The organism is uncultured Anaerobiospirillum sp. (assembly GCF_902485895.1).
Taxonomy (GTDB): Bacteria; Pseudomonadota; Gammaproteobacteria; order Enterobacterales; family Succinivibrionaceae; genus Anaerobiospirillum; species Anaerobiospirillum succiniciproducens.
This window is the reverse complement of record NZ_CABTML010000014.1, coordinates 1-22,773: the sequence shown is the minus strand read 5'-3', so window position 1 is coordinate 22,773 and position 22,773 is coordinate 1. Positions and strand designations below refer to the sequence as shown.

14 protein-coding genes and 2 tRNA genes are annotated in these 22,773 nt (G+C 44.4%); 13 read left to right on the top strand and 3 right to left on the bottom strand.

Annotation, left to right across the window (positions count from 1 at the left end; all coding sequences use genetic code 11):
- Nucleotides 1-17: 17 nt before the first annotated feature.
- The gene (locus RDO37_RS01540) at nt 18-860 is read right to left on the bottom strand and encodes a L,D-transpeptidase family protein (protein ID WP_308497876.1); all 843 of its coding nucleotides are present in this window, start codon (nt 858-860) and stop codon (nt 18-20) included.
- Between the two features lie 471 nt (nt 861-1,331).
- Between RDO37_RS01540 and parC the strand changes: the two genes are divergently transcribed.
- The 8 genes from parC to alr all read left to right on the top strand — a co-directional run bounded on the left by parC (nt 1,332) and on the right by alr (nt 13,032).
- Nucleotides 1,332-3,626 (top strand): DNA topoisomerase IV subunit A, encoded by a 2,295-nt coding sequence (parC, locus tag RDO37_RS01535; protein ID WP_027939819.1) that lies wholly within the window; start codon nt 1,332-1,334, stop codon nt 3,624-3,626.
- A gap of 284 nt (nt 3,627-3,910) precedes the next feature.
- On the top strand, nt 3,911-4,669 hold the full coding sequence (locus RDO37_RS01530) for a 1-acyl-sn-glycerol-3-phosphate acyltransferase (RefSeq protein WP_303073844.1): 759 nt from the start codon (nt 3,911-3,913) through the stop codon (nt 4,667-4,669).
- Nucleotides 4,670-5,104: 435 nt separating this feature from the next.
- Nucleotides 5,105-7,735, top strand: a complete 2,631-nt coding sequence (gene alaS / locus RDO37_RS01525) for an alanine--tRNA ligase (protein ID WP_308497875.1) — start codon at nt 5,105-5,107, stop codon at nt 7,733-7,735.
- Nucleotides 7,736-7,902: 167 nt separating this feature from the next.
- A complete protein-coding gene (locus RDO37_RS01520; RefSeq protein WP_044121767.1) occupies nt 7,903-8,094 on the top strand; it encodes a carbon storage regulator in 192 nt (63 codons plus the stop codon).
- Nucleotides 8,095-8,650: 556 nt separating this feature from the next.
- Nucleotides 8,651-8,744: transfer RNA gene (locus RDO37_RS01515), tRNA-Ser, on the top strand.
- A gap of 494 nt (nt 8,745-9,238) precedes the next feature.
- Nucleotides 9,239-9,315, top strand: a tRNA-Arg gene (locus tag RDO37_RS01510).
- Nucleotides 9,316-10,018: 703 nt separating this feature from the next.
- Nucleotides 10,019-11,482: a replicative DNA helicase gene (dnaB, locus tag RDO37_RS01505; RefSeq protein WP_273324664.1), complete on the top strand. Its 1,464-nt coding sequence runs from the start codon at nt 10,019-10,021 to the stop codon at nt 11,480-11,482.
- Nucleotides 11,483-11,949: 467 nt separating this feature from the next.
- On the top strand, nt 11,950-13,032 hold the full coding sequence (gene alr / locus RDO37_RS01500; protein ID WP_027939515.1) for an alanine racemase: 1,083 nt from the start codon (nt 11,950-11,952) through the stop codon (nt 13,030-13,032).
- A gap of 401 nt (nt 13,033-13,433) precedes the next feature.
- Here the strand turns inward: alr and nadC are convergent, their stop codons facing one another.
- A complete protein-coding gene (gene nadC / locus RDO37_RS01495; RefSeq protein WP_027939516.1) occupies nt 13,434-14,279 on the bottom strand; it encodes a carboxylating nicotinate-nucleotide diphosphorylase in 846 nt (281 codons plus the stop codon).
- 398 nt (nt 14,280-14,677) lie between these two features.
- On the opposite strand from nadC, the gene prfB reads away from it, so the two are divergent.
- From prfB to RDO37_RS01470, 5 genes are all read left to right on the top strand, one after another.
- A protein-coding gene (gene prfB / locus RDO37_RS01490; protein ID WP_169726132.1) for a peptide chain release factor 2 occupies nt 14,678-15,776 on the top strand; the annotation gives its coding sequence in 2 pieces (ribosomal slippage) (nt 14,678-14,752 and nt 14,754-15,776; 1,098 coding nt in all).
- A 231-nt stretch (nt 15,777-16,007) separates the two neighbouring features.
- A complete protein-coding gene (gene lysS / locus RDO37_RS01485) occupies nt 16,008-17,540 on the top strand; it encodes a lysine--tRNA ligase (RefSeq protein WP_027939518.1) in 1,533 nt (510 codons plus the stop codon).
- A gap of 689 nt (nt 17,541-18,229) precedes the next feature.
- Complete coding sequence (dapA, locus tag RDO37_RS01480) at nt 18,230-19,111, top strand: 4-hydroxy-tetrahydrodipicolinate synthase (protein WP_027939519.1); 882 nt, start codon at nt 18,230-18,232, stop codon at nt 19,109-19,111.
- 157 nt (nt 19,112-19,268) lie between these two features.
- Nucleotides 19,269-20,057, top strand: coding sequence for a tRNA (guanosine(46)-N7)-methyltransferase TrmB (gene trmB, locus RDO37_RS01475; protein WP_308497874.1), 789 nt, complete (start codon nt 19,269-19,271; stop codon nt 20,055-20,057).
- Nucleotides 20,050-21,270 carry a phosphotransferase gene (locus RDO37_RS01470; protein WP_308497873.1) on the top strand — a complete coding sequence of 407 codons (1,221 nt, stop codon included), beginning with the start codon at nt 20,050-20,052 and terminating at the stop codon, nt 21,268-21,270. Before trmB ends, RDO37_RS01470 begins: the two co-directional genes overlap by 8 nt.
- A 705-nt stretch (nt 21,271-21,975) precedes the next feature.
- On the opposite strand, the gene RDO37_RS01465 is transcribed toward RDO37_RS01470, so the two are convergent.
- The coding region (locus RDO37_RS01465; RefSeq protein ID WP_308497872.1) for a transposase at nt 21,976-22,773 on the bottom strand (798 nt) is incomplete at its 5' end.

The window sequence follows — 22,773 nt, the reverse complement described above, 5'->3', positions numbered from 1 at the left end:
AGTTTGTGCAGTGATGCCTAAGGCTTAATCTCGATTGGAGTGCCAGGATCGACTAAGGAAATAAACTCATCCATCTCTGGATTGAGAATAGCAATACAGCCATTAGTCCAATCTGAGCGCTGCACTGTCTCATGATACTCACTATTTGATGGTGGCTGGCCATGAACCATAATCATGCCGCCAGGACTTACACCACGCTTACGTGCATTAGCAATATCCTGTGGATTAGGATAGGAAATATGGAAAGCTCGATAGTAGTATGAGTTTTCTTTCACGTAATCGAGAGTATATGTCCCCTCCGGAGTGCGACGATCCCCTTCTTGAATTTTATGTCCCTGAGGACGATCGGATAGTGCAATCCAATACTTACGTACGACTTGATTGTTCTTATAAAGCATCATTTGATGGTACTGTTTGTAGACTACTACTTTGTCTACTAAGTACTTTGGTGCGCGATAGCCACGTGGGAACAGTGGCAGCGAGGAAATGCGATTGAGCTTTACATAGTCATATTCGTAGTCCTCAACTACTGAGTCTACAACGGCACTGTTATATAAAGTAGCAGGTAAATTAGCTGTTTCAGATGAGGCATGCTGAGCGTATGGCTTAATCTCAGTACGATTAAACAGATCGCCAATCGCGGCTTGAGCAGAGCCCAAGAAGGAGTTGCTACAAATAAATAGCAAGGCCATAAGCATCATCATCTTGGACTTAAAACCACCGCCTAAGCGTGACGTAAAGCGTGCACAAGCCGATACAAATAATGAAAGTTGGTCGATCGCCATAGACTCATTACTCAAAAACAAAGAAAGTACGTGTAGGTTCTCATCTAAGTTAAGAACACCACATACAGCAAACAATAACGTCTCTTATGACACAAAGATGCAGGCTATTGCGAGCAAAATAATCTATGCATCAGAATGCATGAGCTCAGCAATGCTTATATAAATGCGCTAAAAAGTGTTTTTTCCCACTTTGCGTAATTTCGCAGCATTTACACTTATAGTGTAGAATGCTTAGCCTTATTGTGTCTTTATGCCTACATATGACCATTTGAGCATATGTCCTTAAAGCTTTGCACAGTTAAAACATGGATGGGTTCCTTTGCGAGCCAATCTATAAACTAGGCAAATAAGCTTTTTAAGCATAAGAAAGACAAAGATAAGATTTTAGCCCGGATCTGAATCCACGCAAATGCAATTTGCAAAGTTTCGGTATTGGTAATTTCAAAACAAGCCGTCGACATTTACTGCACTATTGTTAGGCAGTTTTACTGCGGCATGCATTTTTTGAAGTTCAGCTAACCACATAGATTTTGATGGCCTTTATTCATGAGCACCTTAAACAATAGTGACTTAAGTTTAGAGGGTGTCGAGCTGTTGCAACTGCGCAACTTTGCTCACGATGCCTACTTAAATTACTCCATGAGCGTCATCCGTGACCGTGCCTTACCATCGGTAAGTGACGGTCTTAAGCCTGTACAGCGTCGTATTATTTACGCCATGGCCAAGCTTGGCATTAACAGCAAGGCTAAGCACGTAAAATCAGCCCGTACTGTAGGTGACGTAATCGGTAAGTACCACCCTCATGGTGATAGTGCTTGTTATGAGGCTATGGTTCTCATGGCACAGCCTTTTTCCTTCCGCTATCCTCTCATTGATGGCCAGGGTAACTGGGGTGACGTTGAGGATCCAAAGTCCTTTGCGGCGATGCGTTATACCGAAGCCCGCTTATCTCCACAGGCAGACCTCCTCTTAGAGGACTTGAACTTAGGCTGCGTTGATTGGCAACCTAACTTCGATGGTACAACTGAAGAGCCTAAAGCACTACCTGCCCGTGTACCAAGCATTTTATTAAACGGCACCATGGGTATTGCCGTTGGTATGGCCACCGAGATTCCGCCACACAACCTCAATGAGATTGTGAAGGCTACCTCTTATCTGCTTGATCATCCAAAAGCTTCAGTTAAAGACCTGATGAAATATGTTCAAGGTCCAGACTATCCTTGTGGTGCTGACATCATCACCCCAAAGGATGAGCTATTGAAGATGTACGAGACTGGTCGTGGCAGCATCAGACAGCGTGCTGTTTACGAAGAGACCAAGGATGGCATCGTCATCACTGCTCTTCCTTTCCAAGTTAGCGTTGGCGATATCGAAAAGAAGATTGCTGAGCTGATGATGAAAAAGGAGCTGCCTTGGATTTCTGACCTAGTTAACGCATCAGATCGCGATAACCCTTGCAAGCTCATCTTAGTACCTCGCTCTAACCGTGTAGATACTGAGAGTGTAATGAGCCATCTCTTTGCCAAGACAGATCTTGAGAAGACTTATAAATTCAATCTCAATATCTTAGGTTTAGATGGCAAGCCTCAAGTAAAAGATCTCGCCACTATCTTAGGCGAGTGGATTACATTCCGCACCAATACAGTTACCAAGCGCTTTAATCATCGCCTCAATGCTGTTAACAAGCGTCTGCACTTACTTGATGGCTTGATGACGGTATTTTTAAACCTTGATGAGGTTATTGAGATCATTCGTAACGAGGATGATCCTAAACAGGCCTTAATGCAGCGCTTTAAGCTTACCGAAGAGCAAGTTGATTACATCCTTGAGACTAAGCTTAGACAATTAGCTCGTCTTGAAGAGGAAAAGATCCAAGGCGAGGCTGACAAGCTTACTAAAGAAAAGCAGGAGCTTGAGGACTTATTAGCTCACCCAGAAAAGCTTAAGAACTTTATCAAAGCTGAGCTCAGTGCTGATGCTAAAAAGTTTGGTGACAAGCGTCGCTGCGCTATTGTTGAGCGTGAGGCTGCTAAGGAAATCGACCTTACAGCTAACACTCCAGCCCAGGTTATGACAGTAGTGCTCTCTCGTATGGGATGGGTACGTGCAGCTAATGGCACTGGTATCGACCCAATGGCTCTGTCATATAAGAGTGGCGATAGCTTCCTTGAACAGGCTGTAGGCAAGTCTAATCAAAGCGCCGTTTTTATCAGTAATATGGGCCGTACCTTTAGTATCTTTATTAAGGATCTGCCATCTGCACGTGGTCAAGGTGAGCCTATTTCTACCAAGATTAATCTGCAGCCAAACGAGTACATTACATCCGTAATTACTGGCTCAGTTGAAGACCATTTCCTGCTCGCAACAGATCGTGGCTATGGCTTTATCTGTCGTTTTGCAGATTTACTAACCCGAAACAAAGCCGGCAAGTCTGTCATTACCTTAGATGCTGAAGCTAGTGTACTTAAGCCACTTAAGGTACAAGACCCACAAAACACCATCGTGCTCATTGTTTCTAAGCAAGGTAAGATGCTTATCTATCGTGCCTCTGAGCTTAATATTCTGCCTCGTGGTAAGGGATTGAAGCTCATTAAGATTGCTAACGATAAGCTTAAGAGTGGTATGGACGGTATTGCAGATATCATCTGCCTCAATGAGGGTGAGGGCGCAAACTTGCACTCAGGCAAGCTCAAGCTTTCCTTAGCTCCTAAGATCATTGCTGATCGTATTTCTAACCGTGAACGTGCTGGTGAGTCATTACCAGAACGTATTCAACGTGTGGACTACATTGAGCTAGTGCCGGCTAAACAGCCAAGCATTGCTGAAACTGCCTCGGAGTAACTCTAGCCCTAAATGAGAACTGCAGCCAAGTACCCATTAATTTGCTAGGTACTTGGCTCGTAGCATTAAAGGCTGCACTTAGTTAATGCTCTAGCTGTGTCCAGCCTACAAAACTCTAAGAGAACTGCATTCTTCAAACTAGCACTGCTAACGTGCAACTCAGATGATTGCAAGTTAGCTAGAGAGCTAACTTATTGCTGAGTTTTACTACACAGTTACCATCCTGCCCATCTTTATCTGATGGATAGCCATTTCACTCACCTGTATAAGTAAGATACGCGCCTATGTCATATGCACTTGCATCTACACGCCTGCTCATTCTGGGCATGGGAGCCTTGATCTGGCTTATCACAGGAATAATCTTATGTACCGTACGTCCAAAGCATAGAAACAATGTCTTTGTACTGACGCAGATGCTCCGCTTAGTGCAGCCAATTGTGGGGGTTAAGGTAGTAATTGATTGCGACCTTAAGGCATTACGCAAAGAAATGCCGGCTATCTTTGTTGGCTTGCATCAGTGCGATTGGGACATTATTACTATGGCTGATCTGCCTCAGCCAGGTGTCGTTTGTGTGGGCAAAAAGAGTCTGATCTACACCCCTATTTTTGGCCTAATATTCTTTTTATCCGGCAATATTTTAATTGACCGCGATAATCGAACTAAAGCTGCAGAAGCCTTCTTGAAACTTGCAGATAAGATCAAAAACAAAGGCTTATCTGTATGGGTATTTCCTGAAGGATCACGCTCAGGCTATGGCCCTGTTAAGCCATTTAAAACCGGGGCTCTACATACAGCTATGCTCAGTAAGGTTAAGGTCTACCCATTTGTTACATCAACCTACACAAAACAAATTAAGCTCGGTCGTCTAAACAATGGCGAGGTTCACATTAAGCTCTTAGAGCCTATCGACGGTGCTACCTTAAATCGCCATGATATAGCAAAAGCAACTGCAGCCTTACGTGAAAACATGATTGCGGCCATGCACGAGCTTGATCAACATGTTATGCGTCCTAAAGACTACGTCCTTCCAGCAGATCGCTAAGTAAGCCTTACTAGCATAAACTTCTACACACGCCCACCTCAAGAAACACCATTAGCTTAATAGATAGAAGCTACGCTAAGCTGCGGCCATTTGCCTTTTGGTGCCTATACTTTTCAACCTACCTTACTTTTAATCTTGGTGCTTTCATGGGGCACGCTAGCAAAAAGGCCATGGTCTTAGATAGGGCTTTAGATCGGCACTAATGAGTAAAAATTGGTATGCATCAACCTAATGTGGTTATAATGTTAGGTTGTATTTAGTCCTTTCTAAAGGGATCATGGTTGAGCTAAGTACAATCTTATGCCTGTGAAACGCAATATTAGTCCTAGAGCATATAGGCTCATTGGGCGCTTCTATGCCATAGAGCATAGTACGCAGGTATAAGATTGTATTTACCCCAAGGTTTGATTCCTTGTCTAAACACAGAGTTTTAGCATGTACATGACTACAGACGAGATCCGTTCTACGTATCTCAACTACTTCAAGAGACACGGCCACGAGATCGTGCGCTCAAGCTCTCTCGTTCCATATAACGATCCAACCCTTCTGTTCACTAACGCCGGTATGAACCAGTTCAAGGACATCTACCTTGGCAAGGACCGACGCTCTTATATCAATGCCACTACCGCTCAAAAGTGCGTACGTGCAGGTGGTAAGCAAAATGACCTCGATAACGTAGGTTATACCGCTCGTCACCACACTTTCTTTGAAATGCTCGGTAACTTCTCCTTTGGTGGCTACTTCAAGCGCGAGGCTATTACCCACGCTTGGACCTTACTGACTGAAGACTTTAAGTTACCAAAAGAGTCATTAATGGTTACTGTTTATGCCGAAGATGAAGAAGCTTACAACATCTGGCATAAAGAGATCGGTCTGCCTGCTGAGAAGATCGTTCGCATTGGTGATAACAAGGGTGGTCGTTACAACTCTGACAACTTCTGGCAGATGGGTGACACTGGTCCTTGCGGTCCTTGCTCTGAGGTTTTCTATGACCACGGCGAGGGCATCTGGGGCGGCCCTCCAGGCTCACCTGAGGAAGATGGCGATCGTTTCATTGAGATTTGGAACATCGTGTTCATGCAGTACAACCGCTTAGCTGATGGTACTTTTGAGCCATTAGGCAAGCCAATGATTGATAACGGCTTAGGCTTAGAGCGTATTGCTGCTGTTCTGCAGGGCGTTCACTCTAACTACGATATTGATCTGTTCCGCGATCTTATCGATACTGCTGCTAACATCCTGAATGTTACCGACAAGTCTTCTAAGTCTCTGCGCGTAATTTCAGACCACATCCGCTCATGTGCATTCTTAATTGCAGATGGTGTTCTGCCATCTAATGAGGGTCGTGGTTACGTACTGCGCCGCATCATCCGTCGTGCTGTTCGTCATGGCCGTCTGTTAGGCGCTAAGGACGTATTCTTCTACAAGATGGTCGCTAAGCTTGCTGAGCTGATGGGCAAGGCTTATCCAGAGCTCGTTGAGCAGCAATCATTAATCGAGCGCACCTTAAAGAAAGAAGAAGAGCAGTTCTTAAATACCTTAGACCGTGGCTTAGCTCTGCTTGACTCTGAGCTTGAAAAGCTCGGTGCTGAGCGTACTATTCCGGGTGAGGTTGCCTTTAAGCTCTACGATACCTACGGCTTCCCTGCAGATTTAACTCAGGACGTAGTTCGTGATCGTGGCTATGTAGTTGATATGGATGGCTTTGAGAGCGAGATGGAAAAGCAGCGTGCTCGCGCTAAGTCCGCCTCTAGTTTCGGCATCGACTACAACAAGGAGCTTAAGTTAAACGCTCAGACCACCTTCTCAGGCTACGATCGCACTGAAGATAACGGCAAGATCATCGCTCTGTTCAAGGGCACTGAAGAAACTGATGGCATCTTAACTGATGAGCAGGCTGTAATCGTTTTAGATAACACTCCTTTCTATGCTGAAAAGGGTGGTCAGATTGGTGATACCGGCGAGATTCGTTGCGGTAACAACCTCTTTATCGTTGAGAATACCAAGGCTGTTGGTAAGGCAACTATTCACTTAGGCCGTGTTGAGCTAGGTGAGTTCAAGGCTGGCGACGAGTGCAAGGCCATTGTTGATGCTAAGCGTCGTAAGGCTATTGCCGCTCATCACAGTGCTACCCACTTACTCCACGCTGCCCTGCGTGAGATCTTAGGCGACCATGTCCATCAGAAGGGTTCTTCTGTAGGTCCTGACCGTCTACGCTTTGACTACTCACATCCTCAGCCATTAACTTCCATGGAGCGTCAGCAGATTACTGCTCGCGTTAACGAGTGGATCCGCGACAACTATGTAATTCAGACTGACATCATGGACTTAGAGGCTGCCAAGAAGTGCGGCGCTATGGCTCTGTTTGATGAGAAGTACGATGGTGAAGTACGTGTTCTTACTATGGGCGATGCCTCTAAAGAACTGTGCGGTGGTACCCACGCTGAGCGTACTGGTGACTTAGGCTACTTCATGATCTCCTCAGACGAGTCTATCGCATCTGGTGTTCGTCGTATTGAAGCTTTAGTTGGTGCAGCTGCTATTGAATATCAGCAGTCCTTATCACAGGCTGTTGCTCAAGCTTGCAACATCTTAAAGACTGATAACTTCTCTGTAGTAGATCGTGCTAAGTACATGATTGAGCACACCTCTTCTATCGAGCACGAGAACATGCTCTTAAAGGAGAAGCTGGTTCATCTTGAGTGCGTAAACTTCGCTCACGAAGCTACTGAGTGCAAGGGAGTTAAGGTTGTTGCTCGTAAGGTTGATGGCTACTCCATGCGCGAGCTGCGTTTAGCTGTTGATGAGCTCAAGAACACCTTAAAGACCTGTGTAGTAGTCTTAGGCTCTGTTGATGAGAAGACCGATAAGGTTAACCTCATTGGTGCAGTTTCTAAGGATATGACCGCTAAGGTTAAGGCTGGTGACTTAGTTAACGCCGTTGCTGCACACGTTGATGGCAAGGGTGGCGGTCGTCCTGACATGGCTCAGGCAGGCGGTACTAACAAGGCAGGTCTGGATGCTGCAATTGCTGCAGTAGCTCCTTTCCTTGAGCAGAACCTGTAATAGCTTATCTACAGTTCTAAAAGGCTAAACTAGCCTGAATGTAGTGCTGCACCACTTTTAGTGCCAAGTGCAGCACTACATATAAAACTACAGTCTGTAACTTAAGCTTCATTAAGTGTAACGACTATAGAACAGGAGCCGTATATGCAAATATACGGATGCTTTCGATGCTTGTAATCTCACGACGTAAAGACGAGAAAGTACGTATCGGCAAAGACATTTATGTCACTGTAGTTGAGATACGTTCAGGACAGGTGCGCCTAGGAATTGAGGCTCCTGATGACTGCCGCATTGTGCGAGATGGTCGCGACAATGAGGAAGACTTTCTTGTCGACTATGATCAAGATTACAACTCATAAGCTAGAGGCAGTCTATGACTGCCTTATTTTTTGCCTTCTTGTACAAAAGACCCCATCAAATCTAGCTTAAAACCATCAAAAGCTCACCTCAGCTCTAGCTTACGGCCATTAAAACTCCTCATCTACTCTAGGTTAGACGACTAAGAGTCCCCATCTGCTCTAGCTTACGACCATTGCTTGGCACAAGCCCTACTTTCACGCATCTACTGATATATTCCACTTCAACTAGCTCATCTAGGCTTTAACTAGCCTATAGCTTGTCTTAGTCACCGATGATTTGCGCTCTTAAATGCATGCTCATATGTATAAGGCATTATTAGAATCTCTTAGCACCATCAGGCAATATGGCCATAAGACCAACCAAAGGCACTGGTTTTAAGGCCATCATTAACTATGGATACTTGCCTAGACGAATTTGATCTTTAGCTTAGCACCTTGCCACAAAAAAGCATATATAAGGTGTTTGTTAAACGTGCAAGTGAAGCATATGAAAAAACTTGCTCTCAAATGCTTGACAAGGATAGCTAAAAGCCTGATAATGCGCGCACACCGTTGCGGAGAGATGACCGAGAGGCTGAAGGTACTCCCCTGCTAAGGGAGCATACGACCAAAAAGTTGTATCGAGGGTTCGAATCCCTTTCTCTCCGCCACCGTGATAAAAAATGAACAGCACTTGATGCTGTTTTTTTATATCTTTATGTTGTATCTATGCAACATAAAACACCCACATATTTATCTTGTTTAGATAATCGATCTCACGCTTACAGCTTACAAACAATTCCCTCCTGCCTTACTACTATCTATTCACCTAAGCCTTTAGTGCCCAAACAACGCACTTTCTAGGCAAATGTTTGTACCTTGTTTTAATGCCAAACTTATCGCATGCCAGTGCATGCATGATCATATATGCATGAATGTGAGTGAGTACATAGCTATGGGGAGTCTTTCTGCAGCTATGGCTTTTTCAACATAGAGAACCATCTAACTAGCTGTAAAAAATCCGCATAAGAATCCCATATGCAAGCCTTTTACACAGAAAAGATGAAAAATCCTTTAAATTTTTGTGAAAATTGCTTGCCACTTCAAATTATTTTGCTATAATGAGCGCCACTTGATGAGCACAAGCCTGTCAAGTGACAATCACGCACCCGTAGCTCAGCTGGATAGAGTAATCGGCTACGAACCGATCGGTCAGGAGTTCGAATCTCTTCGGGTGCGCCACTCCTCTCGAGCTTTCGCTCAATCTTGAACACCTCGTTCACAATCCCCTTTAAATAAACAAATTTTACTCAACGCCCTTATTGCGTCTTGAGTGTTTGCTATTTGTTTATCCGCTTTCGTTTAAAGATTTGTCATTTTGTAAATCGGCTTTCGTTTTAAGATCAGCAAGCTCAATTGCCACAAAAGCCTTTCATATCACCTCGTTGCGTATGCAAGAGATCGTATCCATGATGTGCACCATCTAGGCATGCAAGAACTGATATTTTGATTGTTTAAAAGATCTCAGTGGAGATCATTTACGGTACTTACAAGCATCTGCAACTGCCTAGAAAAGTTCACTGAAAATCAAAAAAAATATACCTTGTCAGAGCCTTTCCAAGATCCTAAGATAGTGGCCCCGCAAACACGAAGAAGATCACTACTAGATCCATCTTTTGCTAAAAAACGCTGATATTTATCTTGTTTTAGCACATAAACAAGATATACATGCTTTTAACAATCTAGCCTTTACACATAGAGATCTTGGTCATTTTTAGACTCTAGCGATCTCATATACAATAATGGCTATATAGCTGCACACAGCAAGATATTAAAAGCAGGATCTAAGATCACAATACTAAGAGATCGCATTACTTTGAGATCTCAAGATTAAGGCCTGTGCTTTTAGTTTGTTCAACTTTTCTTTAGATCAGGAGTTGCCTAAATGAGTGATTATGGTAGCAGCCAGTCAGTCTCTAGAGACACACCTAAAGACCTCGATGCTGAGCGTAGCTTCTTAGGAGCCCTGATCCAGGATGGCACTTTGCTCTCAAAAGTATCAGAGACAGTAGGTGCTTTAAACGAAGAAGAGTTCATCTCAAACAAGAACCGTCTTATCTACAAGACCATCTTGCAGCGCTCTGCATCTTCAGATGACTTTAACCGTACTGTCTTATGTGACATGCTTGAGACCGACGGCAATCTCGACAAAGCGGGTGGCTATAGCTATATCGCAAGCTTGATCACTGGCATTAGCCTGCCTACATCAGCTGTGATTGAGTTTGCGCAAATTATCCGCAATAAAGCTCGACGTCGCGCCATGATTGAGCTGAGCGAAGACATCATTAACATGTGCTATGAGCCTAATGGTCTGTCCGTTAAAGAGATTTACGATAAGGCCGCAGGCTCTATCTTTGAGCTAGTTGAAAACTCCAATAACAATACTGAAGGTCCTAAACCTGTAGTAGCTCAGGCCGTAGAATTACTCGAAAAAATCCAGAAGGACATGCGCAACCCAAATATGATGTCGGGTGTCCCAAGCGGGTTTGCGGAGTTAGATAATATTACTCAAGGTTTGCAGCCTGGCTCGCTTAATATTATTGCCGCACGACCTTCTGTGGGTAAGACATCCTTTGCGATGAACATCGTGGCCAATATCGCCATGAATCCAGATGTTACTAAGCCTGCATTAGTCTTCTCGCTTGAAATGCCTACAGAACAGATCCTCTTGCGTCTTCTGTCCACATTTGGTCGCATCAGTATGAATGACTTAAGATCAGGTAAGGTAAACAATACCCACTGGTCTGACATTATTCGTAAGCTCAAAATGCTTACTATGGTGCTGCCTCAAGATCGCTATATGGACAAGCTGTATATCGACGATAGCTCTGATTTAACTCCATTAGAGCTACGTAGTCGTGCTCGTAAGCTTGCCAATGAATATGGCGGTCTTAGCGTCATTATGATCGACTACGTGCAGTTAATGCGTGCTCAAAGTAAAGCAGCTAACCGTACCTTAGAAATTGCTGAGATCTCACGCTCTTTAAAGATGCTTGCAAAAGAGCTTAAAGTGCCAGTTCTTGCATTAGCACAGCTTAATCGTGAAGTTGATAGCCGAAAAGATCACCGTCCATTAAACTCCGATCTGCGTGAGTCAGGTTCGTTAGAGCAGGATGCTGATATGATTATGTTCTTGCAGCGTGAGGCTATTTATGGCCCAGGTCCTGGCGGTCATGACAACTCTAATGAGGCTACCTTAATCATTGGCAAAAACCGTAACGGTGCCATTGCTGACATCGATCTTCACTTTATCGGTGAGTACACTGCCTTCTACGACAAGGGCTATGCTGAGGCCAACTTCGATAATGCCGCCCCTGTCCCAACATCAGATGTCATCGCCTACAGCTAGGCATCATTAACTACTACCATCACAACTGCCAGATCTCATCTGGTAGTTGTTGCTAGTATATCTAGCCCATCTACTGTTAATTGTTCCACATACTTTGAGCTTTCTAAGCGCTCATCTTTAAAATCCTAAGCTTGCCTGCCACATATCTACCTACGCTTAACTTTCCTTGGATATGGCCGCTAAGGCTAAGTGTGACCATTTACATTGGCTAGGCATGCATCTCTTTTATCTTGGGCAACAGACTCTCTTTGCCCTTAGCTCTCTTTTTCTTTATGAGACTAAACGTTATGGTGCAGTGCTATTTTGCACTTGAATAAGAAATAGTAAGACCCTTATGAGCATATCTTGTACAATAGACAGGCCTCATTGATGAGGCAGTACAAAAGTGTAAGGACATGCTCGTAATAACTTGTGATTATGTCCATGCACTTTTTTCTAATGGCATAGCATCATCGGCGTATTACAAAATGAAATCAGTAACCGCAGTAATTAACCGTCAGGCTTTAGTTGACAACCTTAAGCTCATTAGATCAAAAGTGCCTGAGTCAAATCTGGTCGCGGTGGTAAAGGCCAATGCTTATGGTCATGGCTTAGTTCAAGTCGCCCGCACCTTAGAGCCTTACGTTGAAGCTTTTGCTGTGGCCCGTGTGCCTGAGGCTATGGAGCTTAAACTCTCTGGTATCAAAAAGAAGATTATCTTACTAGAGGGCTTTTTAAACGCTGAGGATATCCCTGTTATTTCAGAGCACGGCTTTTATACTGCTGTCCATGATATGGAACAGATTAAAGCCATTGAGCAAAGCCACATCAGCAAGCCTATTAATGCCTGGTTAAAGATTGATATTGGCATGCATCGCTTAGGTGCTGCTGAAGACGAAGTGGCCAAGATGAAGCAGCTTTTAGAGAGCTCTGACAAGGTTGCCAAACCAATCGGCCTTATCTCCCATCTAAGCGTTGCCGATACCCCTGAAAAGGATGAGTACAATCAGCAGCAGATTGAATACTTCAATAAAGTAGCTAAGTGCTTTAGTGGTGATATCTGTTTAGCTAACAGTGCAGGCATCATTGCTTGTCCAAATGCTCGAACTCAGTGGGTACGTCCTGGCATCATTATGTACGGCATTTCACCTTTTGCCGATCGTACTGGCTCAGACTTAGGTCTTACCCCTGTGATGACTTTAAAAAGCTCCCTCATTGCTATGCGCAAAGTTAAAAAGGGCGCAATGGTTGGCTATGGTGCTGCATGGACAGCCCCATATGACACCGTTATTGGTATTGTTGCAGCTGGTTATGGCGATGGTTACCCTCGCTCTATGCCTAATGGCACACCAGTACGCATTAATGGTCGCAACGTCCCAACCGCAGGCCACGTCTGTATGGATATGCTCTTTGTCGACTTAGGACCAGAAAGTACCGATAAGATCGGTGATGAGGTGATATTGTGGGGCGATGGTCTGCCTGTAGAGCGTATTGCTGCTTTAGCCAATACTATTCCATATGAGTTAGTCTGCCGCATTATGCCTCGTGTGAACATCGAGACCATCAACTAGCAGCTATAGTCACACAGCCCAGCCCTCATGGCTGCGGCCATAGCCACGTAGTAACACTCTCATCGCTGCGGCCATAGCCACGTAGTAACACTCTCATGGATGCGGCTAAAGCCACGTAGTAACACTCTAATCGCTGCAGCCTTGCAGCGAGTGCAGCAACGCTTCTCATGCAGCTGTAGCTGCAGGAGGCACATAGCTTTAAGATTGGCATAGGCTTAATCCAAAGAAAAAGCCCTGTTAATGCTAACAGGGCTTTTTCTTTGTAAGCTAAGTAGCGGCGCTTTAGCATGCATGTATGAATGCATGCATGCAAAGGCCGCTGCTTTCCTAGCTCTTGCTTAGACTTTATTGGCACTAGCATAGTCTATTTTAGCTACTGCTTAGACTGGCTTTGGCCTTGCTTAGTCCTTAGCAAAGCGCATGGAGAGGTCCATGGCACGTACGTGCTTAGTTAAGGAGCCTACTGAGATGAAATCTACACCAGTAGTTGCATACTTACCAATGGTCTCTAAGTTTACATTACCAGAAATCTCGAGCTTAGCCTGACCAGCAGTGATCTTAACGGCCTCAATCATATCCTCGAACTTGAAGTTATCGAGCATGATGATGTCAGCCTTAGCTGCTAAAGCCTCCTTGAGCTCCTCAAGGCTTTCTACCTCAACTTCAACCTTGATACCAGGGGTCAGCTCATGAGCCTTAGCGATAGCCTTGGAGATGCCACCACAAGCCATGATGTGGTTTTCCTTGATGAGGTACATATCGAAAAGGCCAATACGGTGATTATGACCACCGCCTACAGTTACTGCATACTTTAAGGCAGTACGTAAGCCTGGAACGGTCTTACGGGTATCTAAAAGCTGAGTCTTGGTATCGCCCATAGCCTTCACGTACTGATTAACTAAAGTTGCAGTACCAGATAAGGTCTGAACGAAGTTTAAGGTAGTACGTTCAGCAGTGAGCATGGTACGAGCATCACCCTTGAGGCTAAAGAGCTTTTGGTTTGGCTCTACCGCGTCGCCGTCTTTTACAAACCAGGTAATCTCAACCTTGTTGCCTAATTGACGATATACCTCTTCAACCCACTCTTTGCCGCAGAAGATACCGCTCTCACGGGTAATAACAGTAGCCTCATTGACGTGGTCTGCAGGAATAAGCTGAGCAGTAACATCTAATGATGGGTCTACCTTACCGCCCAAATCCTCTCTTAAGGCCATTTCAACAGAAACTTTGATATCGTCAGCTAACATTTTTTTCTCCTAATCTCATCCTACCTTAGCTGCAAGTTTAGCTAGAGCAAAATTTGCTTTTGTCATACGCTGTACATACAAGCTTTAGGCTACTTTAGCACTGTATGAGCCTAGCTATATACTAATTTATGCACATAAATAACGAGCTTGCATCTACTTAGTAGATACATCTGCACTCTTGAGCTACTTTGCGTGACAAGGCATAAGTACGGTTGAGAGTACGTATTGTTGTGTCAGGTGCATACTCTACTTTAACTAAAGAGCAGCAACTCAATTAGAGATTCTAGCATTTTTCTGTAGCATTCCTTGTTTTTGTGCGGCTTTAACGCGGGCTTTTTGTTATAATCCCCTTTTGAATTTTGTTGACATTGATCGCACTTTTTTCACGGGAATACAAAGTGTTAGACAACATTTCTTTACAAACGCGCCTTGATAACTTGCAAGAGCGTACTGATTCCCTCAGGGGGTATCTTTGATTTAGCTTCCAAACGCGAGCGCTTGGAAGAGGTAAACGGTCTGATGGAAGACCCAGAGGTCTGGGGTGATTCTGAGAAAGCACAAGCTCTTGGTAAAGAGCGCCAGACTTTAGAGCATGTCATTCAAACCTTTGATGACATTGACAGCGGACTTTCAGATGTGGCTATGCTCTATGAGCTAGGCACAGAAGAGAATGATGAGAACACTCTCAATGAGGCAGTCGCTGAGTGCGATGCTTTAGAACAAAAAGTAGAGACTTTAGAGTTCGAAAGAATGTTCTCCAAAGAGCATGACAATTCCGACTGCTACTTAGACATTCAGTCAGGTTCAGGCGGTACCGAAGCTCAAGATTGGGCTGAGATGGTCATGCGCATGTACGTCAAATTTGGTGAAAAACACGGCTTTAAGTGCACTGTAACCGACCTTACTGAAGGTGAAGTTGCAGGCATCAAAGGAGCCACTGTTAAGTTTGAGGGCCCATATGCCTATGGCTGGCTACGTACCGAAACAGGCATTCATCGCCTAGTACGTAAATCACCATTTGACTCAAATAACCGTCGTCATACTTCATTTTGCTCAGCTTTCGTTTACCCTGAAATCGACAACAATATCACCATTGATATCAACCCTGCCGACCTTAAGACCGATGTATTCCGCTCTTCAGGTGCCGGAGGTCAGCACGTAAACAAGACTGAATCAGCAGTACGTATTACTCACATTCCGACAGGCATTGTGGTCTCTTGCCAAAATGAGCGTTCGCAGTTTCAAAACCGCGATCAGGCTATGAAGCAATTGCGTGCCAAGCTCTATGAATTAGAGCTGCGCAAACAACGCAGTGAACAACAAGCCATCGAAGATAGTAAAGACGACATCGGCTGGGGCTCTCAAATTCGCTCCTACGTGCTCGATGACGCCCGTGTTAAAGACTTACGTACCAACGTTGAATGTCGTGACACTACCAAGGTCTTAAACGGAGACCTTGACCAATTTATTGAGGCAAGCTTAAAGCAAGGCCTATAGTTAAGGCTATTTGTACGATTAAAGCTAAGTCCATACACGCAACAAAATTCACTGTGCTCTTATCAGTCCTGTAACTTAGGTAAGTTACAAGGTCAAACATACTGATAGTAAGTGCATCAATAGTGTATGTGCTTGATAGAGCCTTAAACAAGATAATCTAGATGCTCTTGTAAGGCATACGATTATCTTTACAGAATTTTTTAAGCCTTTTAACCAGGATCCATAACGACCATGACTCAGGCTACTACTCCAAACACTGAGAACACCAACTCTCAAATTCTTGAGCGCCGCGAGAAGCTTGCTGCTTTACGTGAGCAAGGCCAAGCCTATCCAAACGACTTCCACCGTGATGCTATTTCTTGCGACATCGTCAAGGCTAACGCAGATAAAGATGCTGACACCCTTGAGCAAGAGAAGAACACCTACACTATCGCTGGTCGTATCATGACCCGCCGCATCATGGGTAAGGCTGCTTTTGCTACCTTACAGGATATGGGCGGTAAGATTCAGGTATACGTTACCCGCGATGCTCTGCCAGAGGGTCAGTACCAGGAGCTCTTCAAGAAGTTAGACTTAGGTGACATCATTGGTGTTACTGGCTATGCCTTCAAGACCAAGACTGGTGAGCTTACCCTGCACGTTACCTCACTGCGTCTGTTAGTAAAGGCTCTGCGTCCTCTGCCTGAGAAGTACAAGGGCTTAGTAGATCAAGAGGCACGTTGCCGTCAGCGTTACTTAGACCTGATTGCTAACGAAGAGTCCCGTCGTGCATTCCAGATCCGTACTAAGATTGTTTCCTTTATCCGCCGTTACATGGATGAGGCTCGCTTCATGGAAGTTGAAACTCCTATGATGCACGTCATCCCAGGTGGTGCTAACGCTAAGCCATTTATCACCCACCACAATGCCCTCGATATGGACATGTACTTACGTATCGCACCAGAGCTTTACTTAAAGCGTCTGGTTGTGGGTGGTTTTGAGCGTGTTTACGAGATCAACCGTAACTTCCGTAACGAGGGTATCGACGTTCGTCATAACCCAGAGTTCACCATGATTGAGTTCTATATGGCCTATCATGATTACAACGATCTCATCGACTTTACTGAAGACCTCTTCCGTAAGATGGCCTTAGATGTTTTAGGCGACACCAAGGTTCACTATGGCAAGGAAGGCGAAGAGGGCTTAGACCTCGACTTTGCTAAGCCATTTGAGCGTCTGACCATGCGTGAGGCTATTGTTAAGTACTCTGATGGCAAGATCACTATGGAGGATCTTGAAGATGAAGACAAGGCACGCGAGTGGTGTAAGAAGCTGCACGTTGAGATGAATAAGGGTTGGGTATTAGGCCACTACATTGCTGCCTTATTCGAAGAAGTTGCTGAGTCTAAGTTACAGCAGCCTACCTTCATTACTGAGTACCCAGCTGAGATTTCTCCATTAGCTCGCCGTTCTGACGTAAACCCAGCTTTCACCGATCGCTTTGAGTTCTTCATTGGCGGCCGTGAAATGGGTAACGGCTTCTCTGAGCTTAACGATCCAGATGATCAGGCAGGTCGTTTCCGTCAGCAGGCAGAGCAGAAGAAGTGCGGTGATGACGAGGCTATGTACTACGATGAGGACTACATTGTAGCCTTAGAGCACGGTCTGCCTCCTACTGCTGGTGAGGGTATCGGTATTGATCGCGTAGTTATGCTCTTTGCTAACTGCCACACCATCCGTGACGTAATCTTATTCCCAACCTTACGTCTGCAAAACAACAAGTAAGAGTACCTTTAAGCCTCTCTAGTTTGTTGTACGCAACATGAGGCTCTAAATGCTAAGAGGCAATTAGCTTATCTTGATTCTTAGAGCCTTACATGGGCTAACACTCTTAGATGTCAAAGACATCTAAGAGATTACAAGTGCGCTGTACTCATGTAAGCCCATAGTATTGAAAAGCCCGCCTCGTGCGGGCTTTTCATATTTTGCTAGAGAGGAGAGCTGCTCTTTGTCGTTGTGCTTATCCAATATTCACTGCCTTGCTGCCTTTGTCATTAAAGGTTGAAACACTAAGAACTTAGCAAGCGCACCAGTATGATGCAAAAACTAACTTTGCCAAGGCGAGAATGTGATTGTTGCACAACTTTGGCGCTATCAGGTGCAAGTTAGGGAGTAAAAGGGCGCAAAAATCGCAAAAACAGTGCGTATAGCTATATTTGATCTTTATAGACTGCCTTGCGTTGCTTAAAATTGTTAACACAAGGTCATGTATATTTCATGGCACGCTTCATATAGTCATGCTGGCGCTTGCTGCCCTTTTGTAATGAAGCTTTGTACGCAAGATTAACAAGAGTCTTTGTATCCCTGCTTAAAGCACTGTGCATTGACCCTGCTATACACTGGATCATTAAGCTATAGGAGCTTTTGCTAGCTCCTTAGTCTAGATGACACTTTTCGTCCCACACGGAGCTGATATGCACAAGTTTCACGGATCCCTAGTTGCTCTTATTACACCGTTTAAGAACGGTAAGCTTGATGAGCAGGCTTTAGAGCGTTTGGTTGAGTGGCACATTGAAAACGGCACCGACTGTCTTGTACCTGCAGGTACTACAGGCGAATGTCCTACCCTCACCTCAGAAGAACACTCCAAGGTTATCGAGATTGTTGCCTCAGCTGCCAAAAAACGTATCCCAGTTATGGCAGGTGCTGGCTCTAACAATCCAATGGAAGCCATTCACTACTCTCAAGAGGCTCAAAAGGCTGGTGCCGATGGTCTTTTACATGTAGCCGGTTACTACAACCGTCCAAACCAAGAAGGCTTATATCAGCACTTTAAGCTCGTTCATGACGAGACTAACCTGCCGATCTTTGTTTACAATATCCCAGGCCGTGCAGTAGTTAACATCCTGCCAGAAACCTTAGCTAAAATTGCTACCCTGCCACGTATTGCAGGTGTTAAGGACGCTACAGGTGATTTAGCTCGACCATGGCTTGAACGCGCTTTAATCAAGCGTGAAGACTTTACCTGGTTATCTGGTGAAGACGCTACCCAGGTTAGCTATAACGTAGCAGGTGGTGTAGGCTGTATTTCTGTTACTGCCAACGTTGCCCCTCACTTAGTCCATCAAGTTCAAGAGCTCACTGCACAAAACAAGTGGGTTGAAGCTCGTGAATTACAAGACAAGCTCATGAAGCTCCACGGCCTCATGTTCCGTGAGCCATCTCCAGCAGGCGCTAAGTACGCAGTATCTTTATTAGGCTTATGCTCTGATGAGGTTCGTCTGCCTATTATGCCACTTAGCGATGAGACTAAGAGCGCCATTAAGAGCGCTATGCAGGAACTGCAGCTGATCTAAATTTAGATCATAATTGAGCATACTCATAAGCATACGCTTGCAGTGCATAGTGCGAATATTCTATTGTCTTGGCCGTCACTTCTCAGATTAATAAGCACATGTTAGCTTGTTAAGTCTGAAACGCGACGGCATTTTTGTTTTTTTTAAAAAAGGCTTTATGACTGAAGATATCCGTAATGGGTTAGACTCCCAAGAACTTGACCTTAACAAACAAGAGCAAGCCTGTGATTCACAAGGCGAGTGTGCCACTCAAGGTGATGATAACGAACACAAGAACCACCGCGTTAAGTCATTCGTCATCCGCGCTGGTCGTATGACCAATGCTCAGACCAAGGCTTTAGAAGAACTCTCTCCAAAGTATGCAGTTGATGTAAGCTCACTTGAGCGCTTAGACACTGCTGCTATCTTTGGTCGTGAAGCTCCATTAGTGGTTGAAATTGGCTTTGGTATGGGCGCATCCTTTGTTGAAATGGCGCAAAAAGACCCATTGCGAAATTATCTCGGAATCGAAGTACACCCACCTGGTGTTGGTGCCTGTATGAAGCTTATTGAAGAAGCTCAGATTTCCAATGCCAAGGTAATTAAGTACGATGCCTTTGAGGTCTTAACTAAGTGCTTAGGCCCTGAAAGCATCGACATTTTGCAAATCTTCTTTCCCGATCCTTGGCCAAAGGCACGCCATCACAAGCGTCGCTTAGTCAACCCAGAGTTTTTAAAGCTTGTCACCCCACTTTTAAAGCATGGTGGCAACATCCGTATGGCCACAGATTGGCAAGAGTACGCAGAGCAGATGCTTGAGTGCTTAAATGCCGCTGAAGGTCTTGAGAATACCAACCCATCTGGAGGCTATATCCCGCGTCCTGAATGGCGTCCACTCACCAAGTTTGAAAAGCGCGGCGAGCGTTTAGGCCATGGAGTGTGGGATTTAGTATTTAAACGTGTCTGATCGTTATTCCCAACTAATTGCATTCTTAAAGTCCTGCGACATTCCTTGCTCTGATTGCAACCCTTGCGATTGTGGCTGTCAGTGCGCTGGCTCTTTAGCTCCACTCAATGGTGACGCCTCTTTCCGCCGTTACTATCGCTTAAAGCTCGATGAGGCTAAGTTCAACGAGCTTTGTGATAAGGCTGGTGTGAAAAAAGGCTTTAGCGCCTACTCAGGCTCGGTCATCGTTATGGATGCTCCGCCTGAGACACAAAAGAACCGTGAGTTCTTTGCAATCAACCATGCTCTTAAGAACTCTAAAGTCCTAGTCCCAGCCATTGTTGCCTGTGATATTGAACAAGGCTTTATGGTGCTCGAGGACTTTGGTGATCGTGATCTGTTCAAGACCCTGCAAGAGGACCTTAGGCCAGCCTACCTCTTTAAGGCTGTCGTAGAGATGACCAAGATTGGTTGCATGCCTTTTTCTAAGGAAGAAGCAGCATTAATTGCACAAAAGAAAGCACAATCTCAACAAGATGACGCCTCTATGGCACAAATCATCCCTGAATATAGCTTTGATGAGAGTGATTATGTGACCATGCAAAATCTGCCTAAGTTTGATCATGACTTTATGCAGATGGAAATGGGCATCTTCACCGAGTGGCTTTTAGATAAGACGCTACATTTAGAGCTGAGCGATGCTGAAAATGAGATGCTTAAGCGCTCTTTTGACTTTATAGCTGCTCAGTGTGCTATGCAGCCGCAGCGTGCTATGCACCGCGACTTCCACAGCCGCAACATCATGTTCGTAACCCCAGGCGGTGGTGAGCCATCAATTCTCTCCCGTCTAGCTATCCTTGACTATCAGGACATGGTCTTAGGCCCAATTGGCTACGATTTAGCCTCTTTAGCCTATGATTGCTACTTCGAGATTGAAGATAGGTTACGTCAGATGTTAATAGGCCACTTACATCGTGTCTATAGTGCTTCTGGCATCATTGATGGTGAGAAGGTAACTGAGGCAGACATTGCACGCTTTGTTTACATCTGCGCAATTCAGCGTCATATCAAGGTGCTAGGCCTGTTCAATCGACTTAACTTACGTGATGGCAAGTCTGGATACTTAAAAGACCTTCCACGTGTCTTAAACTACCTGATTGCTAACTGCGCTAAGTTTGATGAGCTTACAGATTTCAAAGCTTTCCTTGAGACTAAGATTCAGGGCAAGGTTTAACATTTCTTAAAAAGCATAGGCTACGCTTACCTTTTTGCTAGAGACACTACCCATAGTGCATATACGCTATGGAGTCTTACTTCGGCACTGTCCACCTTTAATGTGGTCAGTGCCGCTTTTGTTTATACACCCCCATAGTTAAAAAGCCTCAGCACTACTCCCTTTGATACCTGTAAACAAACTCAAGATAAATATCACATTGGGTGTAAATGTAGTGGCTCATTACAGTGTATATTTAGTGCCCCATTACAGCCCTCGATAAATAAGGCATGCTCATTTGACTCAGCTACTAGATGCTAGAGGCGTTATTTGTGTCGTGAGGCCTTTGATGCGCCCAATATGGCTTTAGCGTTTAACAAAAAAGCCTGCGATCTTAGATAAAAATCTGCAGGCTTTGAGAATTAATATGACGCTTTTTTGATGAGTCGAAGCACATGTACACAATACTACTTATTAGCAGCTTGGACAGTGACCTACTTATATAAGCCAAAGAAGTTGCCGTTTAGGCCACATAGCCCATCTCTATCACCAGAAATTACTTTGACACCATTAACGTAGAGCTTGGCTACAACTGGAGTTGATTCGTGATCGACTAAGTCGCAGAGTGAATTACTCCCGCCAAATCTTACGATTATGGCGTGAGCTTCATGGCGTAGCTAACGTGAGCTTGTAGGGCCCAAATTAATCTCGCCAAATCTCATACGGCTAACAAGTTACCCGTATCGGCTGAAACACGCAGCCGCTACCAAATAGCTTCTTTACAGAAGCATTTTCGAATACTTTTCTAATGATATTAATGCTTCCATTAACATCAGCATTGAGTAAGACACCATTCTTTGCTTTATAAAGACCGCGCTTTACTCGAGTACCACTAAACACTGGCTTTTTATTATTAACTAGACCGTAAGTAGGAATATCATCTAGATCTAAACTACTTGCTTTACTAGTATAACTTTCCTCAGTCACAATCACATCAATGCCGTACTTTTTAGCCTTATATTTGATCTTATTGACCAGATCTAGATGCGGGATATTGGTGAAGTTTTGGTTATTAACCTTACCAATATTGGACGATTCCTTCCATCCTTTGTTATACCCGATCACAATCGTGCCAGTATCGGTTTTCAGGCATAGATCTATAATGCGCTTTGATGCCTTGTGAAAGTAATCGTTTATCCTGTTCCTGCGTTTTACAACAATACAATTGATGTGCTTAGCTTCGCGAGCTTCTTGTAGTTCTTTCTTATATTTGTTAAAGCGATGGTTGATTGACTTGATAGGCTTGCCGTTAATCAGAACAGGGCAAATACCCGGCTGATTGAATACTATGGTTGCAAGATTATTAATGCCAAGATCAATACCCATGATATTGCTTTTATTAAGTAAGACATTATTGGATGATGCTTGACCATCATCATAGACTACTTCAATGTAATAACAATTACCATAAGGCACAAAACGTATGTCTTGAACAATTGCTTTACTTGCCTCCTCATTGAAATG

Excerpts from the sequence above, each read along its gene's own strand:
- dnaB (WP_273324664.1), top strand. The coding sequence starts at position 10,019 with ATGAGTGATTATGGTAGCAGCCAGTCAGTCTCTAGAGACACACCTAAA.
- lysS (WP_027939518.1), top strand. The coding sequence starts at position 16,008 with ATGACTCAGGCTACTACTCCAAACACTGAGAACACCAACTCTCAAATT.
- dapA (WP_027939519.1), top strand. The coding sequence starts at position 18,230 with ATGCACAAGTTTCACGGATCCCTAGTTGCTCTTATTACACCGTTTAAG.
- trmB (WP_308497874.1), top strand. The coding sequence starts at position 19,269 with ATGACTGAAGATATCCGTAATGGGTTAGACTCCCAAGAACTTGACCTT.
- alr (WP_027939515.1), top strand. The coding sequence starts at position 11,950 with ATGAAATCAGTAACCGCAGTAATTAACCGTCAGGCTTTAGTTGACAAC.
- nadC (WP_027939516.1), bottom strand. The coding sequence starts at position 14,279 with ATGTTAGCTGACGATATCAAAGTTTCTGTTGAAATGGCCTTAAGAGAG.
- RDO37_RS01520 (WP_044121767.1), top strand. The coding sequence starts at position 7,903 with ATGCTTGTAATCTCACGACGTAAAGACGAGAAAGTACGTATCGGCAAA.
- alaS (WP_308497875.1), top strand. The coding sequence starts at position 5,105 with ATGTACATGACTACAGACGAGATCCGTTCTACGTATCTCAACTACTTC.
- RDO37_RS01530 (WP_303073844.1), top strand. The coding sequence starts at position 3,911 with ATGTCATATGCACTTGCATCTACACGCCTGCTCATTCTGGGCATGGGA.
- parC (WP_027939819.1), top strand. The coding sequence starts at position 1,332 with ATGAGCACCTTAAACAATAGTGACTTAAGTTTAGAGGGTGTCGAGCTG.